A 21,545-nucleotide genomic window follows, 5' to 3' on the forward strand; every position below is an offset into this window, starting at 1 on the left:
GGTTAATAATCACAAAAATAAATAATTTAGGCAACTCCTGCTTTTTATTAACTAAAACAGTAGCAGCTATGGCATTAATGCTTTACTGTATGACAATCACATCATCAGCTTTTGCCCGGAATATACGTATCAAAACCGGAATTGAAGTGCTGAAGGAGTCTAACTTCAAGATCCTTCAGGGGAAACGTGTGGGACTGATCACCAACCCTACCGGAGTGGATAATGACCTGAAATCGACGATAGATATTCTGCATGAAGCTCCCGGCGTGCAGCTTGTAGCGCTTTACGGGCCCGAACACGGTGTGCGCGGCGATGTGCATGCCGGCGACAAAATCGATTCATTCACCGATTCCAATACGGGTGTGCCCGTTTATTCCCTCTATGGTGCCACTCGAAAACCGAGCAAAGAAATGTTGAACGGTGTAGATGTCCTCGTCTACGATATTCAAGACATCGGATGCCGGTCATACACCTATATCTCAACCATGTATCTGGCAATGCAAGCGGCTGCTGAAAACGATATTGAATTTGTGGTGCTCGACCGCCCAAACCCGTTAAGCGGTTTGAAAGTAGAAGGAAATCTTGTGGAGGAGGGATTTGTTTCGTTTGTGAGCCAGCTAAGGATTCCTTATATTTACGGCCTTACCTGTGGCGAGCTGGCAGAGATGATAATTGGCGAACAGATGATATCAAGGCCTTGTAAGCTGACAGTGGTGAAGATGAAAAAGTGGCGCCGGAAGATGAACTTCGAGGATACCGGACTACCCTGGGTGCCCACCTCGCCACACATCCCGTTTTCTCATTCTGCATTTTTTTATCCTGTATCAGGCATTTTAGGTGAACTGGGATATATGTCTATCGGCGTTGGATATACGCTGCCGTTCGAGATGTTTGCCGCTGAATGGATCAACGCAGAAGAGTTTGCCAGGACGCTGAATGCAAAACAGCTGCCGGGTGTCATTTTCCGCCCCATACACCTGAAGCCCTATTATTCAGTTGGACAGGGACAGGACTTTCAGGGAGTACAGATATATCTTACCGATTTTTTCAGTGCACGGCTGTCGGATATCCAGTTCCATGTAATGGAGGTGTCTGCACAGCTCTATCCAGACAGAAAAGTGTTCGAGCGCGCTCCCGAAAACCGATTCAATATGTTCGACAAGGTATGCGGTAGCGATTTTATCCGTCTGGAATTTTCCAAGAACCATCGTTTTGCCGACATTCAATCTTATTGGACAAAAGATGAAAAGTCGTTCAGATTATTATCAAAGAAATATTACCTTTACCGGTAAACTTCGTAAAAAGAAGTTTTTTGCACAATGGTACTAACATAATACTTGCATAAACCGGGTTTATGCATTCAATAAATAATTCAACAACAATATATTATTGAAAGATGAACAGAATTACTTCACCTGATAAAAGCGGAAGGCTGCTTTCGCTTGATATTCTGCGCGGAATAACTATAGCGGGTATGATCATGGTCAACAACCCCGGTTCGTGGACTTACGCCTATGCGCCATTCAAACACGCTCACTGGCATGGACTCACACCGACTGACCTGGTATTTCCCTTCTTCATGTTTATCATGGGGGTATCTACCTTTATGTCACTGCGAAAATTTAACTTTGAACCCTCCAAAACAGCCGTCTGGAAAATTGTACGGCGTACCTTCCTCATCTTCGTGATCGGACTGGCACTGGGATGGTTTGGGCAACTTACGCGGGGTCTTGCTTCCGGAGAACCCTTCGGTGTGGCGGCAAGCCATTTCGACACCCTGCGCATACTCGGAGTACTGCAAAGGCTGGCGTTGGCATACGGCTTTGCCGCCCTGACTGCTGTTCTTGTGAAGGGTAAACTGCTCCCGTGGGTGGTTGGCATCCTGCTCCTGGGGTATTACCTGATTCTTCGTTTCGGAAAAGGGTTTGAGATGTCGGAAGAGAATATTATAGCGGTGGTCGACAAAGCACTCATGGGTACTTCCCATATGTACAAGGACACTACACCGGAAGGAGTACGCATCGCATTCGAACCCGAAGGGCTGCTCAGCACCCTCCCCTCCGTCGCCCACGTACTGATCGGGTTTCTTTCCGGAAAACTGATTGTGGAGAACAAAGACAACCACACCCGGGTGGAGAAACTGCTGATATGGGGTACGATACTGGCATTTTCGGGATTACTCCTGCAGTACGGATGCCCCATTAACAAGAAGATATGGAGCTCCACATTCGTGCTAACTACCACCGGCTTTGCCGCGCAACTGCTGGGACTGCTGATCTGGATCATCGATATCCATCAAAAAGAGCGATGGAGCCGTTTCTTTCACGCCTTCGGGGTAAATCCACTCATCGTATATGTTTTTGCAGGCGTAATGGCCAACCTGGTCGCCAACATCCGGCTTAACTGGCAGGGAGAGATAATCTCTGTAAAAGGGTTTATTTACGAAGTGCTGCTGCGCCCGTGGGCGGGGGACTATTTCGGATCGCTGCTCTATGCGCTGCTGTTCATTACGTTCTGTTGGCTGTTCGGATATATACTGTACAGAAAAAAGATTTATATTAAACTATAAACAACCAATCAAAATGGATCATTCACAATCAGGAGGTAATATACTGATCGCCGACAGCGGCGCTACCAAGACCGACTGGTGCCTGACATACGGAGGAGAGATCGTGCAGCGGTTTTCCACAAAAGGAATCAGCCCGGTCTATCAGACTGAGGAGGAGATCGCAGAAGAAATCAGGTTACATGCCTACCCTCTCCTGAAGGGAAAAAAGGTTCAGTCGATCCATTTTTACGGGTCCGGCTGTATCCCGGAAAAAATCGTTTTTGTGAAGAACGCCATATACCGTTCGTTTCCCATCGATGCCATCTGTATATATAGCGACTTGATGGCTGCAGCGCACAGCCTCTGCGGGCATAATGCCGGGATCGCCTGTATCCTGGGTACCGGAAGCAACTCCTGTGAATGGGATGGCTACAACATGGTCAAACAGGTATCTCCACTGGGGTTTATCCTGGGCGATGAAGGAAGTGGCGCAGTACTGGGCAAGCAATTGGTCAGCGATGCGCTGAAAAATCAGTTGTCGGAAGGATTAAAAGAGGAACTCCTCGCCGAATACGATCTGGACCAGGCAACCATTATCGATAAAGTATATAGACAACCTTTCCCCAGCAGGTTTCTGGCAACACTTGCACCCTTTTTATGGAAACATATCGAAGAGCAATCCATTCGGCGTATTGTTGAACGAAGTTTTTCCGATTTCTTCGAACGAAACGTGATGCAATACAATTATCAGAAAAATAAGGTTAATTTTGTAGGCTCAATCGCATGGTATTTTTCCGGTGTTTTACGCAAAGTTGCTGAAGAAAAAAAAATAAAGATCGGAAAGATTGAACAATCGCCCATGGAAGGATTAATAAAATTTTATTCGTAACTTATAACCCGTATGACTTTCATCAAAATAACCGAACAACCCTCGCTTTACAACGATTTGGAGAAAAAACCGATATTCGAAATTCTTGCAGAAATCAATCAGGAAGACCAAAAAGTAGCTCTTGCCGTACAAAAGACCCTTTCCGAATTAGAAAAGCTCGTTACAGGAATTGTGGAACGCATGAAACGAGGCGGGAGGCTTTTCTATATAGGGGCCGGAACCAGCGGAAGGCTTGGCGTGCTGGATGCGTCGGAGATTCCCCCCACATATGGAATGCCCGACACATACGTTATCGGGCTGATTGCAGGTGGTGATTCCGCTCTGCGCAACCCGGTAGAAGCGGCGGAGGATAACTACGACCAGGCTTGGGAAGAACTGTTGGAATACAAAATCAATCAAAACGACACGCTGGTAGGCATCGCCGCATCGGGCACCACTCCATACGTTATCGGAGCATTACGTAAAGCAAGGGAGAAAGGAATCCTTACCGGGGCAATAAGCTGCAATCCGGGCTCGCCCGTAGCCGCGGAAGCTGAGATAAAAATTGAACCAGTCGTAGGTCCTGAATATGTTACCGGAAGTACCCGAATGAAATCGGGTACTGCACAAAAACTCGTGCTCAACATGATTACCACAGCCACAATGATAAAATTGGGAAGAGTAAAAGGCAACAAAATGGTAAATATGCAACTGACCAATCAAAAACTCGTGGACAGGGGAACCCGGATGATCGTTGACGAACTCGGGTTATCTTATGAGCAGGCAAAAAACCTGCTCCTGCTACATGGAAATGTAAAAACAGCGATAGAGATATATAAAAATCAACAAAAATAACCGTTCCAATGGCTATCATCATAAAGACCCACAACCCCAATTTACTGCTCGACAAAATATACGAAGGTATTGCAACCCGAAAAGTGGAGAAATGGACTGTTATGACAGACGGACGCATCACCCCTTCACCTTTGTTGTGGAAAAACGAAGCCTTTTTGAAACCGCAGATATGGGTGGAGGAGAATGAATTGCGATTCGGATTGCTTAAGCGAAAAGACCGCAGACACGTAACCTCAAAACTGTATACATTCTTTCATGCCAAATTCGTTGAAATGTTACTGGCTAATTTTGATACGGATTTTCAGGAGGTTACCATAACCGCACTGAGCACACCACCCGACAATTTTTAACCCATACTTTTCCGGCAATGACCTTAACCATAAATATGTATGTGACCGTTGGCCTGGCAGTTTTGCTGTTATTGCTGGGGAAATTCCTGAAAGTAAAAGTTTATTTTTTTCGTAAATATGCCATTCCTTCGCCCGTAATCGGCGGATTGCTGTTTGCGTTGGCATCGTTGGCACTTCATTCGTCAGAGATCCTTTTTTTACAGTTCGACAACGTATTACAGGCTTTTTTTATGACCGTTTTCTTTACTTCTATAGGCTTCAACGTAAGCCTTAAATTGCTGAGGAAAGGCGGTACGGTTTTGCTTATCTTCCTCGGATTGGCCACGATTTTCAGCCTGTTGCAGAACCTTGTAGCTATTGGGTTGGCAAAACCGCTCAATCTCTCGCCTCAACTGGCGATGATGACCGGTTCTACCGCACTGATGGGCGGGCTAGGCACTTCGGCGGCCATTGCTCCCGAAGTGGAAGCTACAGGTATTTCGGGTGCTCACGCCGTGGCAATAGCATCCGCCACTTTCGGTTTGCTGATGGGGTCACTGATGGGTGCTCCCATTGGAAATAACCTGATTGTGCGAAAGAAGCTGCTGAGCACTCGAAAAGCCGATGAAGAAGAACAGAAAATCGATGCGATGCAAGCTCACCCGGTCCCAATGGACGGAGAACGAATTACCAAAGCATCGTTCCTTATCCTTGTTTCGATGGGTATCGGCGTAATTTTTACCGATTTACTGAATAATTTTATGGGAATGTTTATCGGTACGGTAAAATTTCCTATTTATATCGGACCAATGATCGTGGCAGCCATTATCCGTAACATTATGGATACTAGGGAAGATTTTACACTCAACACCGAAATCCAACTGATTGGCGATATCTGCCTGAACATTTTCATATCCATAGCCATTATGACAATGCGCCTCTGGGAATTGAGCAGTCTGGCATTACCGCTGATGGTTTTGTTGCTCGCACAGGTAATGTTGATGTATGTTTTCCCCCGGTTCGTAGCCTTTCCGGCGATGGGGCGAAATTACGATTCGGCGGTTTCCACATCGGGACTGATCGGTTTTGCAATGGGTTCCACCGCCAACGCAATGGCGAACCTGGATTCCATTTGCGATAAGTTCGGCTATTCTCGTGTGGCCTATTTTATTGTTCCTGTAGTGGGAGCGTTCTTTATCGATTTTATCAACGTGCTGATGATTACCGGATTTTTAGCTTTTTTATAACCATTCTCGCACTTGCACACTCTAAAAAAGGTGCTTTTTAACGTAAACTAAAGAAACAGGCAGATGAAAACAACGATTCTTAAACTCATCATCTCAGGTGTGATGCTTATTTCGTTAAGCAGTTGTGAGACGTTGACTTTCGGTGGAAAAACGGTCGTAAAAATAAAGAATGACGTGGCTTATCAAACCATCCGGTGGGATGTAAATTCTTCGGAAGCGGATGTTGAACGGGAATTCAGAGCTTTTATCCGTGAGATACTCAACAGGTACCGGTACAAAAATTATGTGCAGCTGTTTCAATCCAATTATCTTCTGGATGAAGGCGAACGTACATACGTGATAAAAATATTCCAAAACGAAGAAGCCAAAAACAATTACCTAGACCATGCAGACGATATGATACGGAGGACTACAGCCTTGGCGAACAATCGTTTCAGTGAAAGATGGAATCAATTGCAACCCGGAATGATTGTTGAGAGGGTTTCTACACCCACCGTTCAGAACTGCAACTTTCCGATCGATGGCTGTCTTTCGATTTAAAAGGCCGGCTACTGAGTTTCGGAACAGGTAAATCCCAAACGTCATCTCCCCAAAACGAAGAATGGGTGTTCTAATCAAGATAATATTTATAATTAACAATTCATAATGTATAATTGGTAATGAAAAAGAGTCTTCTTATCTCTTTGTTAATCAGCACTTCACTGAGTGGTATTGCGCAGGAAACGAACTACAGAATCATCAGGAATATCCCCTATTACGATGATGCGAAGATGGAGTCAGATGCATACATCAGGGAACGTTGTATTCTCGATATTTACTATCCAACCGACAAAAAAGATTTTGCCACCGTCGTTTGGTTTCACGGTGGCGGATTAACAGGCGGAGAGAAAGAGCTTCCCGACGGGTTCAAACATAAAAATACCTGCATCATCGGCGTTAATTACCGGCTCTCACCAAAAGTTAAGGCACCCGCCTATATAGAAGATGCAGCTGCTGCAATAGCCTGGGCATTCAAAAACATCGAAAAATACGGTGGTGACGCATCCAAAATTTTCGTATCGGGACATTCTGCCGGCGGTTACCTTACCTGTATGGCGGGTTTAGACAAAAAATACCTGGCAGCGCACAATATTGATGCCAACCGCATTGCAGGGCTTATTCCCCTCAGCGCACAAACCATCACACACTTTAATATCCGCGAACAGCGGGGAATAAAAAACACACAACCCGTTGTGGATGAATTTGCTCCTCTTTTTCACGTCCGTCACGATGCTCCGCCACTCCTGCTCATTACCGGAGACAGGGAATTGGAGATGCTTGGCAGGTACGAAGAAAACGCATATCTTGCTCGAATGATGAAAGTGGCGGGACACAAGAAAACCCGCCTTCTCGAACTCGACGGCTACGATCACGGCATGGTATATCCAGCATTACCGCTGGTAATGAAGGAGGTCGAAAAAATTATAAGGGAGGAATAAGTTCACCTGTACCGGTAACTTATCGACCATCAAAACTATTAAAATTCTTTGTTATACCGTCGGAGACCACATCACGTAAACAGGCATTTACGCCGATTATTTTCTTGTAGCAAATTATGACTTGTTGCTGTATTTATAACTACCTTTATGTTTCCATTCAACCCCTATTTTCAAGCATGAAAAAAACTTATCCATAAAATTCCACAAAGTCAAAAAACGAGGACATGCAGATAGAACAATTAAAAAATATCGACAACACTGTTTTGAAAGCGTTCAAAAAATTGATACCCCAGCTTATCGATAGAAACAGTTATCCTTCCCGGGAAGAGTTGCAGGAAATTCTGCAAGCCGGAAATACTTTTCTTTTCATAGCCCGGGAAAACGATGAAATTTTAGGTACACTATCGCTTGTCGTTTATAAAATTCCCACGGGGAAAAAAGCATGGATCGAAGACGTAGTGGTGGATGAGAACGCCCGGGGAAAAGGAGTAGCTGCGTCATTGGTATATCATGCGTTGAAAGTCGCACGCGAAAAAGGCATCGAAAAAGTAGACCTGACCTCCACTCCTGCCCGCGTAGCGGCTAACCGGCTTTACCAAAAGTTAGGATTCAGGAAAAGAGAGACCAACGTATACCGGTTTACTTTTTAATGGACAGACACATACTACTGTTGTCCGGTTATCCTTGCGCAGAGCCTTTTGTTTCAACGGTTAATAAAATTATATACAAAATCGCCTTATGTCAACTAAAATGCCCGTTCTTTTCGTCGGACACGGCAGTCCGATGATTGCCTTGGAAGAAAACAACTTCACCCGGGGGTTCCTGCAAGTAACAGCGGAAATACCCAAACCCGATGTCATTATTTGCATTTCAGCTCATTGGGAAACTGAGGGAACATTCGTCACGGGGATGGAAACACCTCGCACCATTCATGATTTCGGAGGGTTTCCCCGGGAATTGTACGAAGTTCAGTATCCTGCCCCGGGAAATCCGGAACTGGCAGGAGAGATAATCGATACGCTCCGCCAGTATTCGGTTGGCCCCGATTATCAATGGGGGCTGGATCACGGAACGTGGACCGTACTGAAACACATGTATCCCGATGCGGACATACCGGTTGTTCAGCTAAGCCTCGACCGTTCTAAAACACCGCAGGAGCATTACTCCCTGGCCAGATGCTTGTCGGATTTTCGTAATCGCGGCATCTTGATCATGGGAAGCGGAAATATGGTTCACAACCTGCACCTGCTGGATTGGGGAAGGATCAACGATGATGATTACGGGTTTGGATGGGCAATTTCCGCTGCAGAAAAAATGTACGGATATATTACCGCAAATAATCACGCTCCGCTTATCGATTATTTTACCCAAGGTGAAGACTTCCGACTCTCCATTCCTACTCCCGAACATTACCTGCCCATGCTCTATGCGCTCGCACTACAGACAGATAACGAAAAAGTTGAATTCTTCAACCGGGGATTTGTCGGCGGATCATTGGTAATGACCGCGCTGAAAATTGGATAGAAGGCTTATCCGTTTTACCTTCTTCTCCCTTACTTTTCCTCGATTTAAGGCGGATTTCTCCTAAATTTTGAGTAATTTTGAGTCCCGAAAGTAAGTTGTATCTATTATTTATTATTCGGAAAATTAAAAGATGGAAAATTTTAGTCGTGTTGGTTTTGACAATGAAAAATACCTGCAAGAACAAACCTCTGCTATTCTCGAACGCGTAAGCCGGTTCAACGATAAATTATACCTCGAATTCGGAGGAAAAATTTTGTATGATTATCATGCAGCACGGGTTCTGCCCGGCTTCACTCCGAACGTTAAAATGCGTCTTTTGCAAAAACTGAAAGACCAGGTAGAGGTTATTATGTGCGTGTATGCCGGAGATATCGAACGAAGCAAAATCAGGGCCGATTTCGGCATCACCTATGATGTGGACGTATTGAAGAGCATCGACGACCTGAAATGGTATGGCATCAATGTAGCTGCCGTTGTTATTACCCGGTACGAAAAACAACCCGCCGCAGTAATCTTCAAGAACAAACTCGAGTTGAAAGGCATTAAAGTTTACCTGCACTATCCTACGCGAGGTTATCCGAAAAACATCGATTTGATTGTGAGCGACGAAGGATACGGCTCCAATGAATACATCGAAACCACCAAACCCATCGTGGTGGTTACCGGACCCGGACCCGGCAGCGGGAAGCTTGCCACAGCCCTGAGCAACCTTTATCACGATTATAAAAAGGGGAAGGATGCCGGTTATGCAAAATTTGAAACATTCCCTATTTGGGATTTACCCATAGACCATCTGGTCAACATTGCCTACGAAGCAGCAACCGCAGACTTAGGCGATGTTAATATGATAGACCCTTACCACCTGAAGGCATATGGATTGGAAGCGGTGAATTACAACCGCGATATAGAGGCTTTCAATCTTCTGAAAGAGATTCTGACGAAAATCACTGGCAATAATTCCGTCTATCTCTCTCCCACCGACATGGGGGTAAACCGGATCAGTGCGGGGATTATTGATGATGAACGATGCAAAGAGGCGGCTTATCAGGAAATTATCCGCCGGCATTTACGGGGATTTGTTGATTACGCAATGGGCCAGATCGACACGGAAACACTCGAACGTAACGCCGAGATCATGGAAAGAGTCGGGGCGAAAGATGAAGATCGTCTTGTGGTTGAACCTGCCCGAAGAGCGGCCAAGGATGCCGAAACGAACGGAAAGGGATACGGGGGAATCTATTGCGGCGCTGCCATTGAACTGAACGACGGCACCCTTGTTACCGGAAAGAATTCATCGTTGCTGCACGCCTCCTCCAGTATGATCCTGAATGCTATCAAACACCTGGCAGGGTTACCCGACAACATGATTCTCCTGCCCGAAAATATTATCGACTCGGTTACCCACCTGAAGAAAGATATCTTGAACGGGAAGAATGCCAGCCTTGATATGGAAGAGACCCTTATAGCATTGGCGATTAGCGCGATATCCAACCCTGCAGCACAAATGGCATTGCAGAAACTGACCGAACTGAACAATTGCGAAATGCACTCCACTCATATACCTACTCCGGGAGATGAAGCCGGGTTACGTAAATTAAAAATCAACGTAACCTGCGACCCGCTATTCTCCAGTAAACGGTTGTTTGTGAGCGAGTGATCTTACCCCAAGAATGATATCAATACACCCGCAGCAACTGCCGATCCAATAACTCCCGACACGTTGCTGGCCATGCAATACTGCAGGATGTGGTTGGATTTATCGTATTTTAACGCCATCTCATTGGCCACGCGTGAGGCCATTGGGACAGCACTCAGCCCCGTAGCACCCACGAGAGGGTTGATCTTTTTCTTCGAAAACAGGTTAAACAGTTTCACGGCCAGTATGCCTCCCGCAACGGAGATAGCAAACGCCAGAAAACCACCCACGATAATTCCCAGCGTCCGTGGCGACAGGAACACTTCAGAGGTCATGGTTGCCCCGACTGTTAATCCGAGGAAAATGGTTGCCGTATTCATAATGGGCCCGGAAGCTGCATCTGCGAGCCGGCTGGTGTTGGCCCCGATTTCCTTCACAAGGTTTCCGAACAGCAACATCCCCACCAACGGAGCCGCAGAAGGTACAAAAACAGCTACCACAACACCCAAAACTATTGGAAAAACAATTTTCACCGTCTTCAGGTGTTTGATTTCGTGCTTGGGGGGAAACTGCTTATCCATTTTCTTCATGTGGATACGAAATTCCTTCTTGGTCATCAGCAAATTGGCTACCAACGGAATAATCACCGGAACCAACGCCATATAAGAATAAGCGGCAATAGCTATGGGACCCAATAAATGGGGTGCTAACTTGATGGTAGTGTAAATGGCCGTAGGCCCGTCTGCACCACCGATAATGGCTAGCGATGCGGCTTCCTTCATATTGAAACCAACAAGTACGGCTATAATAAGCACGGTAAAAATGCCCAATTGCGCAGCACCACCGAACAACGAAAGTTTCAGGTTACGAAGCATGGGTCCGAAATCCGTCAATGCACCTACTCCCATAAAAATAATGGGTGGCAGCAGTCCAGTCTTGATAAGCGCATAATAAAGGAAATTCATAATCCCGTACTCACTGGCAATATCAAGCAGGTTCATATAGCTTCCGTCAGGCGATTGAACGAGCGAGTTATCCACTATGCCCAAACCAGCCAAGGGGAGGTTTGCCAGCAGCACACCAAACCCTATAGGAACAAGGAGCAACGGCTCATATTGTTTTTTTATACCCAGATACAACAGGATGAAAGCGATGATCCACATAAGTAAGGTACCCCAGGAAATGCTTCCAAAAGCCGTCATATCTACTAAGTTCGAAAAAATCTCATTCATAGCTTCATTGCAATTTTACAAGGATATCGTCCTCTTCCACCGAATCACCGTTTGAGAAACAGATTTCAATCACTTTACCGCTTTCCTCAGCAGATACGGCATTGTAGGTTTTCATGGATTCAATGTAGCCGATAACTTCTCCTATTTTCACTTCATTCCCCACTTTCAATGGTGTTTCAGAAGAATCTTTGGTTAAGTAGAACTTCCCTTCGAGGGGAGAGATTACCTCTTTTACTTTTCCACCGGGAAGAACAGCGGAAGGACTGTCAACAACTTTCGGCTGAGGCGGAACATCTTTGTTTACGGGGTGAAACGGAATACCGTCGTTCTCGGGATAGGATATATAGACCCTGTATTCTTCGTTATCTACGTTGATCACTAGCTGCCGGGGTTGGAAATTGTTTGTTGCACCGTTTGCCGGAGCTTCAACCGGTGAAGGCTGAGTTTTTTCAACTTGTGCCGCAGCCTTTCGCTTGGCCAGATCCTCTTCAAAAGCTTTTTTTGCAGCGCCCGACTTGTAGGCTCTGTACTGTTCGGGATGCATGGCAAGCTCAAACAACTCTTCATCGTCCTGCCCAAAATCCCAGTTGTTTTTTTTCATCTCAGCACGGAACTCATCCAGCTGATTAGGATAAAGGTCTTGCGGATTTCCATTGTAAAACTCCCTGCCCTGTTCTTTTATCAACTGAACAATTTCAGGTGCCAACGTTCCCGGCAGTTTTCCCGACCGGCCCAGGATCATGTCCCATATATTATCAGCAATGACCGACCAGCGCTCCTTGCCTCTTTCTATCTGCATAACATTCATCAGTGCCAGGTTCTTTACATACTGGCTGAACGGAGTGACTAAAGGTGGATTTCCGATCTTAGGCCATACATAAGCCACTTCGTTAAAAAGCTTGATCAGTAAATCATCCAGAGTAATTTCTTCTTTGCCATTTTTTGACAGCCACTTGTTCAATGACTCCAGGTTGCTCTCCAAATCAGCCATCAGACTACCCATCATACCGCCCGGAAGTCCGGGTCCGATAAGCAACGAGTTCATCAACCTGTTCTTCGGGTTGATGTAATATCCTAGAAAATCATCTATATATTTTTGTGTCAGGGAGCGAACTTTCATGTACGCTTTCATATTGATGTCCGGCACTTTAAAGCCTGCATCCTTAAGCATGGCCTGGATAGCCAGCACATCCGCATGTCCGGTTCCCCACGCCAGCGGTTCCATGGCCGTATCCACGTAATCGACGCCTGCGTAAGCGGCTTCGAGTATGGAAGCCATCTGGAATCCGGGTCCTGCGTGTCCATGATAAGTAACGGGAATATCCGGATGCTTCTCTTTTATGTTTTTAATTATTTTCCCAACGGTTGCCGGACGGGCAATTCCCGCCATATCCTTCACACAAATTTCATCGGCACCCATTCCAATCAGCGTATCAGCCAGTTCGGTATAGTATTCTACAGTGTGTACTTCCGATACCGTAAGGCTAAGCGCAGCTTGTGAAATCATACCAGCCTCCTTGGCAAACCTGATGGAACTCTCCAGGTTACGCGGATCGTTAAGGCCGTCGAACGACCGGGCGATATCGGTCCCCTGCTTTTTCTTTACCTGAAACATCAGCCGGCGAACATCAGCCGGGACAGGACTCATGCGGATACCGTTCAGCCCGCGCTCCAGCATATGCGTCTGAATACCTGCGTCGTTAAACGGTTGTGTCCATTTCCGGACGGCCACATTGGGGTTCTCGCCGAAAAGAAGATTGATCTGTTCAAACCCTCCTCCATTGGTTTCAACTCTCGCAAAGCACCCCATATCCACGATTGCCGGAGCCACCTCCAGCAGTTGTTCAACCGTCGGGACATACTTGCCCGACGATTGCCACATGTCTCTGTACAGTAAACTGAATTTTATTTCTTTTGCCATGTTTTGTATGATTATTTTTATTTTTCTATTTTGTCGATCTTCTCTATTTTCCCTTTGCCTCCGGTTATGGCTTCAACAGCAGCAATAACGGCAGCAATCTTCGCGGGATTGGTAGGTTTGGCTTTCCCGGTGGCAAACTCCTTTTTCACGGCCATGGTTTCCGCCGGAATAAACCGGTTGGTAAAACGAATAACCCCATTACCGATCAAAACTACCAGATACAAAATAATCAATACAGTTGTTAAACCTACCAGTAAAAGGCTCAATGCTTCGTTTATATTTTCCATAAAATTATCTTATTTTCAAATTGATAACCTATTAATACATATATTAGGAAAGATGATTTATGCTTCCGAAGTATAAATCCAAGGTACAAATATACTAAAATATTTTTATTAAAATAGCACCAAACCTTTCAAATCAAAACAAAAAGCGTTATACTATCTTCTTTTTATCATATCCAATAATCCACCTCTACCCCTGATCGTTCAATAAGCATAGGACTATAGCAGCTATATCGCTTGATTGGCTGTAAGCCAAAGCAATGAACTATCGCCATAACTCAAGAAGCGGTAATCGTTTTGTAACGCGTAATCGTAAACATCCCGCCAATACTTGCCGATACCCGAAGCAATCAACAACAATAATGTACTCTGAGGCTGGTGGAAATTGGTGATGAGCGCCTGGGGATAATGGAACGTGTAACCGGGAACAATCATAACCTGAGTAAAGGCAAGCAATTGATCTGCATTATTTCTAATAAGATAATCGATGATGGATTTAAGGGCTAGTTTAGGAGAAACCGGATTTTCTTCACCGTAAGGCTCCCATTGAAAAACCACTAATTCCTCCGGTTGAATATCCGGCTGAAGAAGTATTTTTTTCCCCAGGTAGTACAGACTCTCCACGGTACGCATAGACGTGGTCCCTACGACAATCAGGTTATTTTCATTTTCGTACAAGGCCTGAACCGTTTCTCTTGAAACGGAGATAAACTCCATATGCATATCGTGGTCACCGATGGTTTCGGATTTCACCGGCTTGAAGGTGCCCGCTCCCACATGCAAGGTAACCCGGGCAGATTGGATTCCTTTTTTCCGAAAAGACCTCATTACTTCGGAGGTGAAGTGTAACCCTGCCGTTGGAGCAGCTACCGACCCTTCCACCGCAGAATAAACCGTTTGATACGTTTCATCATCCCTTGCTTCCGAAGCACGATTTAAATAAGGAGGAATGGGCAGTTTTCCGGCAATTTCCAGTAATTCGGAAAACGTAAAACCCGGATTATTCCACGAAAACTCAACAATCACATCGTCCGCATTACTCTCTATCTTTCGTGCAGAAAGCAACACATTTTCATTATTTACAGAAACTTTCATCTGCAACACATCATCTTTCCAGCGTTTGGCATTGCCAATCATACAATGCCAGGAACAGGATGTTCGTTGTTGAAAATTTACCGAATAGTCCCTTGGAGCATGCGGCGAAAGGCAAAAAATTTCAATAACGGCACCCGTACTTTTTTCGAAAATCAACCGGGCATGAATCACACGGGTGTCGTTGAAAACCAGTAAGCTGCCTTCGGGTATTTCTGCACCAATCCCGGAGAAAGGCCGGGTAGATATCGTATTGTTTCTGAAGAGCAACAGTTTCGATGAATCTCTTTTTTCCAACGGATATCTGGCTATTTTTTCGGGAGGAAGCGTATAGCTATAATCAGCAATTCTGATCTTTTCCGCGTCGCATTTTTTCATTTTTAAGAAAATTAGTCTTTTTTTTATTACAATTTCTGTAAATAATCCGACAAAATTAGGCAACTTTGTGTTTGCATCAAAAAATGCATATAAGAAACTGCACGTTCAAATGAAAAAATTACAAATCGGCGACAAGGTTCGTTTTCTGAACACCGTGGGGGGAGGACAGGTAAAAGGGTTTTTAAACAAACAACTGGTTATTGTAGAAGACGAAAACGGATTCGACGTACCTGTTCTTGTTTCGGAATGTGTGGTTGTGGAAGCCGCAGGAAACGAAAAATTGGGACAACCCGAAACCGAAGTTCCGGTTAAGGAACCGAAGCCTTCTACCCGTCTCGATGAAACGGGGCCGGTCACCGAAACCGCCGAAGGCGAGAAGATCACCACCTGCCTGGTTTACCTGCCTGCCGATGCCCGGAACATGACTCAGACTTCGTTTGAATGCTATTTCGTGAACGACAGCAATTACTACCTTTTCCTCAATTACATGAGCCGGGAGAACAACTCTTGGAAAAGTCGTTTCAACGGTATCGTAGAACCCAACACACAGATTTTTATCGAAGAGTTCGACAAATCCCAACTGAACGATCTGGAAAAAGTCTGTGTTCAGTTTGTATCGTTTAAGCACAACAAAACGTTCCGCTTCAAGAGTCCGGTCTCGGTTGAATTACGTATCGATACGGTAAAGTTTTACAAGCTGCACAGTTTTACGGAGAACGATTATTTTGACGAAAATGCACTTGTCTATTACATTACCCGGAACGATATTCCAGAACGGGAAATGCTGGTTTCTGCAGGAGAAATCCAGCGTGCAATGCAAGAAAAAACTGTTTCAGAAGAACGTCCCCGCATACAAAGAATAGAAAAGAAAGAGCACCAACCCGCAATTGAAGTGGATTTACACATCAATGAACTTATAGACAACACAAAAGGCATGAACAATGCCGAAATACTCGAATATCAACTCGCGAAATTTAACGAGGTGATGCAGGAAAACCTTAAACGAAAAGGCCAGAAAATAGTCTTTATTCACGGGAAGGGCGACGGCGTATTAAAAAATACGCTACTCAAGGAGATAAAAAATAAATACAAAAGTTGTTACTATCAAGACGCTTCGTTCCGTGAATACGGATTCGGAGCAACCATGGTAACTATCCGGTAATTAAACAAATAACAAAATAACCCTGGAGAGATGAAAAAAACAGTGCTTATTATACTGCTGATTTTCTCGTTATCAAGCTGTGACGTGCTTAATCAGATTGGCGGAGCCATTCAGTTATCGCAGTGTGAATACACGTATAACTCCGTCGCCGATATACAGTTGGCCGGAATAAACCTGGGGAATGGTTCAACCATCTCACTTTCTAACTTTGCTTCCATTTCGAGTATCCTGACCGGAGGAAATTTACAAACCATCCCTTTCAGCATGACCCTCAACATGGATGTAAAAAATCCCAATCAGGCGGCCGCATTTCTAAATGCACTCGAGTATGCCATTGAAATCAATGAAATGGAGTTCACAACCGGGAAAATGGATGTTCCTCTTCGCGTTGAACCCGGACAAACAGCCGTGTTGCCCTTATCCATCGGGGTGGATCTAAAAAACCTGATAAACAGGTATTCCCGCGATCGTGTCGCCCGTGAGATGAGTGGCTTTTTAGGTTTGTCGTCCGATGAAACAAAGGTGACGGTGAAACTTTGGCCTAAGCTTATGGTGGGAAACAGACCCGTCAAAGTTCCGGCACCCATACCGGTTGTTTTTACTTTTGGGGGAAGTAATCCGTGAGCCAACCACACCGTCTATGAAGAAACCCGGTAAAGAGGAACGTCAGGAAGCTATTGCTCAGATTTTGGGCAATAGCTCTATCGAAAGCCAGGAGGAGCTCTTGAAACAGCTTTCCGACAGAGGTTTTGAACTGACACAAGCCACGTTGTCGCGCGATTTCCGGGAGATGAAGGTAGCTAAAACGCCCGATGCCGCCGGCAACTATTTTTACCGGCTACCCGGGATCCAGTTGCCCCAGCCAAAATCGGAAAAGTTTGGGATGACCTCTCCTTTTTTCCGTCACGGCATTATCAATATTGAATTCTCGGGCCAGTTTGCTGTCCTGAAAACCCCCGGAGGATATGCCCGAGGCGTGGCCCAGGACATAGACACCAACAACATACCGGGTATCATGGCAACCATTGCCGGCAACGATACGGTACTTGTAATTCTTCGTGAAAACAGCAACAAAGCCGATATCATCCTTTCACTTAAACTGCTATTTGCCAGGGAATAAACCCAACAAGCATTCAAGCCCAAATTTATATATATGTTCATTATTGGTATTGCCGGGGGTTCCGGCTCGGGAAAAACCACTTTGGTTAACTCCATCCTCGAAAGAGTTCCTTACGACCAGATTTCACTGCTCACGCAGGATTCGTACTATAAAGACAGCAGCCATTTGCCCATTGAGCAACGTCGGGTGCTGAATTTCGACCATCCCGACTCCATTGAATGGGAGCTGATGCGGGGCGATATCCAAAAACTGAAATCGGGACAGGAGATAGATTCCCCCACCTACTCCTACCTTACCTGTACCCGCCAGCCCGAAACGATCCGCATAAAACCCAATAAGATACTGCTGATTGAGGGAATCCTGATTCTCACGCAACCCGAACTCTGCGACGAAATGGATATGCGTATTTACCTGGAGGTAGAGTCGGACTACCGGCTTTCGCGCATTATCGAACGCGACATGGAGTCGCGCGGAAGAACAGCTCAGGAGGTAATAAAACGTTACTATCAAACGGTGCGGCCCATGCACGAGGAGTTCATAAAACCATCGCGGGAACGTGCCGATATGCTGGTGATGGGCGGAGGGTTGAATACAAAAGCGGCAGATTTTATCTCTTCGGCCATTTTGGGAAAGCTACTGGCAAAATAATCCCCTGTCTATCTCGGTCTTTTCGCTTCGTAATCGCTGAACCACTCAAAAAGCTTCCGGATCCCTGTTTCAACCGGCGTGGAAGGTTTGTACCCGAAGTCGGCTTCTAGCAATGACGTATCGGCAAAAGTGGAAACAACGTCGCCGGGTTGCATATCGGCCATTTCGACAATGGCCTTTTTCCCCGTTGTCTTTTCGATAATACCGATAAAATCCATCAATTGCAGCGGTGACGAGCACCCCATGTTATAAACCATGCTCGGAATTCCGGTTTGCGGAGGGGAAGGGATAATTTTCATCACACCTTCCACTACATCATCAATGTATGTAAAATCACGCTGCATCTCCCCTTTATTGAATACTTTTATGGGCATACCTTTCGATATAGCAGACATGAACAGCCAGGGTGCCATGTCGGGACGGCCCCACGGCCCGTAAACGGTAAAAAAACGGATGCCGGTTACCGGCAGTTTATACAACCGGCTGTAAGTATACGCCAACAACTCATTGGATTTCTTAGTTGCGGCATATAAGCTTACCGGATGATCGGTCCGGGCAGACTCCTTGTAGGGGACGGGCGTATCTTCACCATACACGCTGCTTGAGCTGGCATACACAAGATGCCGTATGGACGATGTGCGGCAAGCCTCAAGCAAGTTGGTAAAACCGACAATATTTGAGTGAATGTAAGACAACGGATTTTCGAGCGAATACCTGACACCCGCCTGTGCGGCGAGATTGATCACATGAGTAAATCTTTCATTTCTAAAAAGTAAAAAAACATCTTCCCGGTCGGTTAGATCGAGTTGGATAAAACGATAGGCCGGAAATTTATGGCTTTGTACACATTGGCCTTTTTTTATTTTTTCTTTCGGAATGCCTGAATCTGCCAGGCGGGCAAACTTTAATCCTACATCGTAATAACCGTTGATGTTGTCGAGCCCAACCACCTCTAGATCTTGAGTAAGCAGTTTTTTGACAACGTGGTAACCAATAAATCCGGCAGCACCGGTGACCAATACTTTCATTTTTTTACACTTATAATGCTACAACTAAATACTTACCAACCGCATATTGCTCTTTACCGAAAAGAAACGACCGGATATCCTCGTCTTTTTTTATAGCCTTATCGGAAATCAAAAGAAGTTGTCCGTCCAGCTTATTTTTCACGATTTCCTCCTTATCAGCAAAAATCACGTCTTTTTTCAAAAAAACATCCATGCTTTCGGCACGTGAAATACCATAAACGTAATAATCCGTTGTTCGTTTTTCGGATGCCACGGCAGAGGCTTTCTCACACAACCGGCTCCACCCCAAATAGGGATTCAGTTGCGGCATGGCCAACCCGGCAACAAATACCGTCAGCAGCACCCCGGCAGCCATCACCCGAACCGGGCGTTGCAACTGTTTTTTAAAAAACAACAGGTATAAAACTATTAACCCGCTAAGCGTGATGATGCCCGCAGCAAGATAAACCAGAAAAACACCGGCAAAAAAAGCATCATCTGTTCCAGAAAGATAAAACACAGCAGGTAAGGCCAATGTAAAGATTATTGCCGGAACAGCTAATGAAATACGCAACCAGATATTCGTTGGATCAAATTTTTTCAACAGAAGTGCCGGAAGGAAAATGAAAAATGGAAAAGAAGGAAGCAGGTAAACGGCCAGCTTCGAACTGATAACCGACAGCATGACAAACGTTGTCAGTATAATAATCAAGAAGAAACGCTCAATTTCGGTTTGAATTTTTCTTCGTACTCCCCCAAAGGCAATCAATCCGACGGAGAGAAACATCCACGGTGCCAACGAGTACCAAACAGACAGGACGTAATAATAAAACGGGCGTTTGTGATGAAAGGCGTTGATTCCCCTGCCCACCGTCTGATGCACCAACAGGTTATTGAGGTACTCACTCCCCGATTCCATGTAAGCTCCGGCAAACCAGATACCGCATCCCAACAACAGGACAAGCAGGCTTTTCCAGCCCCAATACTGTCTCCACGTATGAATTTTCCGTTGATAGAGAAGAAAGACAAGTGTCGACAACAACGGGACCAGGATTCCCACAGGCCCTTTCGTAAAAAGTGCGAGGAAAACATATACCGGAAACAAAAAAGAGTCGCGTTTTCCTCCTTCCCCTTTATATATTTTAAAGAACGTATAGAGCGCCAATACGATAAACATGCACATCAGCATATCCATCCGAACCACAAGAGCAAGGCCGGTAAACAACCCCGCCGTCATCAACATCAGCAAAGCTTCGGTCTGATTTTCTGCGTTTTCTTTCCGGACCCATTTTGCCATAGTCGTGAGAACTATTACCGCCGGAACAAACGACAACAAGGACAAAAACCACATCCGATGCCCTCCAAGCAATATTTTTCCGGCCATCATCAGCCAAAAATAGAGCGGCGGTTTATCGGCATAAATTTCACCCTGGTTGGTAAACGTGAAAACATCACCGTTTTGCAATGCCTCATCCACAATGCTTAAATACCGCAGTTCGTTATCGGGCGTATAATCACGGAGAATCATTACCGGAAGTAAGGCAACAAACCAAATAAGGTACAGGTATTTATTCTTCATCCGATATATGTTTTTTGTTTGAATAATCAATCATTATATTCCGGATATACGCCACGAAACCAAACGATTGTCCGAGAATCAATACCGGATCGAGCCGGAAAATCCCGTAGGCAATGATGCTGGCCGATCCCAACAGGCTGATCACCCAGAAGCCAATGGGCAGTGCAGATTCACGACGATGTGTCGAATATATCCATTGATAAATAAACCGGAAAGTAAACAGGACCTGGCCGACAGAACCGAAGACCAACAACCAGAAAGGAACATTCTTGTTCTGAAAAAATGCGGCGGCAAAGGCCGGAATATCCCGCATCAGGAAAAACGTAGCTGCGAGGGGGGTGAGCAACAGAATGGATTTTAATGCAAAAGGGAGGCCCTTCCAGAGCCCTTTCAGATCGAGGTTCCATAAATAGATGTAATACGAAATAAACTGCCCCAGAATAATCGCAAAATCATTCCTGAGCACACCGTAAATAAACAGCAGGTACGATCCAAAAATACTTAGTACCCAGAATGCAGCAGGTGAAAGTACTTTTTTGGCCTTTTCGGTGACAATCCATTGGTACAACAGCCGTGCCGAAAAAAAAGCTTGCGCCAGAAAACCAATCGCGTATACCCAGGCCGGACTTCCTTGCAT

22 protein-coding genes are annotated in these 21,545 nt (G+C 45.4%); 15 read left to right on the forward strand and 7 right to left on the reverse strand.

Annotated elements, in window-relative coordinates; all coding sequences use genetic code 11:
* The first annotated feature begins 68 nt into the window (after positions 1-68).
* From KCV26_14915 to KCV26_14965, 11 genes are all read left to right on the forward strand, one after another.
* The gene (locus tag KCV26_14915; GenBank protein ID WZX36566.1) at positions 69-1,292 is read left to right on the forward strand and encodes a DUF1343 domain-containing protein; all 1,224 of its coding nucleotides are present in this window, start codon (positions 69-71) and stop codon (positions 1,290-1,292) included.
* A 104-nt stretch (positions 1,293-1,396) separates the two neighbouring features.
* Entirely contained in the window at positions 1,397-2,569 is a 1,173-nt protein-coding gene (locus KCV26_14920) for a DUF5009 domain-containing protein (GenBank protein WZX36567.1), read from the forward strand.
* Between the two features lie 13 nt (positions 2,570-2,582).
* On the forward strand, positions 2,583-3,437 hold the full coding sequence (locus KCV26_14925; GenBank protein ID WZX36568.1) for an ATPase: 855 nt from the start codon (positions 2,583-2,585) through the stop codon (positions 3,435-3,437).
* A 12-nt stretch (positions 3,438-3,449) separates the two neighbouring features.
* The gene (gene murQ / locus KCV26_14930) at positions 3,450-4,271 is read left to right on the forward strand and encodes an N-acetylmuramic acid 6-phosphate etherase (GenBank protein WZX36569.1); all 822 of its coding nucleotides are present in this window, start codon (positions 3,450-3,452) and stop codon (positions 4,269-4,271) included.
* 8 nt (positions 4,272-4,279) lie between these two features.
* Positions 4,280-4,621 carry a hypothetical protein gene (locus KCV26_14935; protein WZX36570.1) on the forward strand — a complete coding sequence of 114 codons (342 nt, stop codon included), beginning with the start codon at positions 4,280-4,282 and terminating at the stop codon, positions 4,619-4,621.
* 17 nt (positions 4,622-4,638) lie between these two features.
* Complete coding sequence (locus tag KCV26_14940) at positions 4,639-5,847, forward strand: hypothetical protein (GenBank protein WZX36571.1); 1,209 nt, start codon at positions 4,639-4,641, stop codon at positions 5,845-5,847.
* Between the two features lie 63 nt (positions 5,848-5,910).
* Positions 5,911-6,387, forward strand: coding sequence for a hypothetical protein (locus KCV26_14945; protein WZX36572.1), 477 nt, complete (start codon positions 5,911-5,913; stop codon positions 6,385-6,387).
* Positions 6,388-6,506: 119 nt separating this feature from the next.
* Positions 6,507-7,325: an alpha/beta hydrolase fold domain-containing protein gene (locus KCV26_14950; protein ID WZX36573.1), complete on the forward strand. Its 819-nt coding sequence runs from the start codon at positions 6,507-6,509 to the stop codon at positions 7,323-7,325.
* Between the two features lie 224 nt (positions 7,326-7,549).
* Positions 7,550-7,975: a GNAT family N-acetyltransferase gene (locus KCV26_14955; GenBank protein ID WZX36574.1), complete on the forward strand. Its 426-nt coding sequence runs from the start codon at positions 7,550-7,552 to the stop codon at positions 7,973-7,975.
* An 88-nt stretch (positions 7,976-8,063) separates the two neighbouring features.
* Positions 8,064-8,849: a 4,5-DOPA dioxygenase extradiol gene (ygiD, locus tag KCV26_14960; GenBank protein WZX36575.1), complete on the forward strand. Its 786-nt coding sequence runs from the start codon at positions 8,064-8,066 to the stop codon at positions 8,847-8,849.
* Between the two features lie 130 nt (positions 8,850-8,979).
* Positions 8,980-10,506 carry a DUF1846 domain-containing protein gene (locus KCV26_14965; protein ID WZX36576.1) on the forward strand — a complete coding sequence of 509 codons (1,527 nt, stop codon included), beginning with the start codon at positions 8,980-8,982 and terminating at the stop codon, positions 10,504-10,506.
* Positions 10,507-10,508: 2 nt separating this feature from the next.
* Here the strand turns inward: KCV26_14965 and KCV26_14970 are convergent, their stop codons facing one another.
* The 4 genes from KCV26_14970 to KCV26_14985 form a co-directional block, all read right to left on the reverse strand.
* Positions 10,509-11,717, reverse strand: coding sequence for a sodium ion-translocating decarboxylase subunit beta (locus KCV26_14970; protein ID WZX36577.1), 1,209 nt, complete (start codon positions 11,715-11,717; stop codon positions 10,509-10,511).
* 4 nt (positions 11,718-11,721) lie between these two features.
* On the reverse strand, positions 11,722-13,638 hold the full coding sequence (locus KCV26_14975; GenBank protein WZX36578.1) for an oxaloacetate decarboxylase: 1,917 nt from the start codon (positions 13,636-13,638) through the stop codon (positions 11,722-11,724).
* A 17-nt stretch (positions 13,639-13,655) separates the two neighbouring features.
* Positions 13,656-13,925 carry an oxaloacetate decarboxylase gene (locus KCV26_14980; protein WZX36579.1) on the reverse strand — a complete coding sequence of 90 codons (270 nt, stop codon included), beginning with the start codon at positions 13,923-13,925 and terminating at the stop codon, positions 13,656-13,658.
* A 225-nt stretch (positions 13,926-14,150) separates the two neighbouring features.
* Complete coding sequence (locus tag KCV26_14985) at positions 14,151-15,392, reverse strand: S-adenosylmethionine:tRNA ribosyltransferase-isomerase (GenBank protein WZX36580.1); 1,242 nt, start codon at positions 15,390-15,392, stop codon at positions 14,151-14,153.
* Between the two features lie 109 nt (positions 15,393-15,501).
* On the opposite strand from KCV26_14985, the gene KCV26_14990 reads away from it, so the two are divergent.
* Genes KCV26_14990 through udk form a run of 4 tightly spaced genes read left to right on the forward strand, consistent with a single transcriptional unit; the run spans position 15,502 to position 18,322 of the window.
* Positions 15,502-16,554, forward strand: a complete 1,053-nt coding sequence (locus tag KCV26_14990; protein ID WZX36581.1) for a DUF2027 domain-containing protein — start codon at positions 15,502-15,504, stop codon at positions 16,552-16,554.
* A 30-nt stretch (positions 16,555-16,584) separates the two neighbouring features.
* Positions 16,585-17,178: an LEA type 2 family protein gene (locus KCV26_14995; GenBank protein WZX36582.1), complete on the forward strand. Its 594-nt coding sequence runs from the start codon at positions 16,585-16,587 to the stop codon at positions 17,176-17,178.
* Positions 17,179-17,194: 16 nt separating this feature from the next.
* On the forward strand, positions 17,195-17,674 hold the full coding sequence (locus KCV26_15000) for a hypothetical protein (GenBank protein ID WZX36583.1): 480 nt from the start codon (positions 17,195-17,197) through the stop codon (positions 17,672-17,674).
* 33 nt (positions 17,675-17,707) lie between these two features.
* Positions 17,708-18,322, forward strand: coding sequence for a uridine kinase (udk, locus tag KCV26_15005; protein ID WZX36584.1), 615 nt, complete (start codon positions 17,708-17,710; stop codon positions 18,320-18,322).
* Positions 18,323-18,330: 8 nt separating this feature from the next.
* Here the strand turns inward: udk and KCV26_15010 are convergent, their stop codons facing one another.
* The 3 genes from KCV26_15010 to KCV26_15020 are packed head-to-tail and all read right to left on the reverse strand — an operon-like array spanning position 18,331 to position 21,545.
* Positions 18,331-19,350, reverse strand: a complete 1,020-nt coding sequence (locus KCV26_15010; protein ID WZX36585.1) for an NAD-dependent epimerase/dehydratase family protein — start codon at positions 19,348-19,350, stop codon at positions 18,331-18,333.
* A 10-nt stretch (positions 19,351-19,360) separates the two neighbouring features.
* Entirely contained in the window at positions 19,361-20,908 is a 1,548-nt protein-coding gene (locus tag KCV26_15015) for a glycosyltransferase family 39 protein (GenBank protein ID WZX36586.1), read from the reverse strand.
* Positions 20,898-21,545 carry a lipid-A-disaccharide synthase N-terminal domain-containing protein gene (locus tag KCV26_15020; protein WZX36587.1) on the reverse strand — a complete coding sequence of 216 codons (648 nt, stop codon included), beginning with the start codon at positions 21,543-21,545 and terminating at the stop codon, positions 20,898-20,900. The genes KCV26_15015 and KCV26_15020 overlap by 11 nt, the downstream gene beginning before the upstream one ends.

The organism is Petrimonas sulfuriphila (genome assembly GCA_038561985.1).
GTDB classification, from domain to species: Bacteria; Bacteroidota; Bacteroidia; order Bacteroidales; family Dysgonomonadaceae; genus Petrimonas; species Petrimonas sulfuriphila.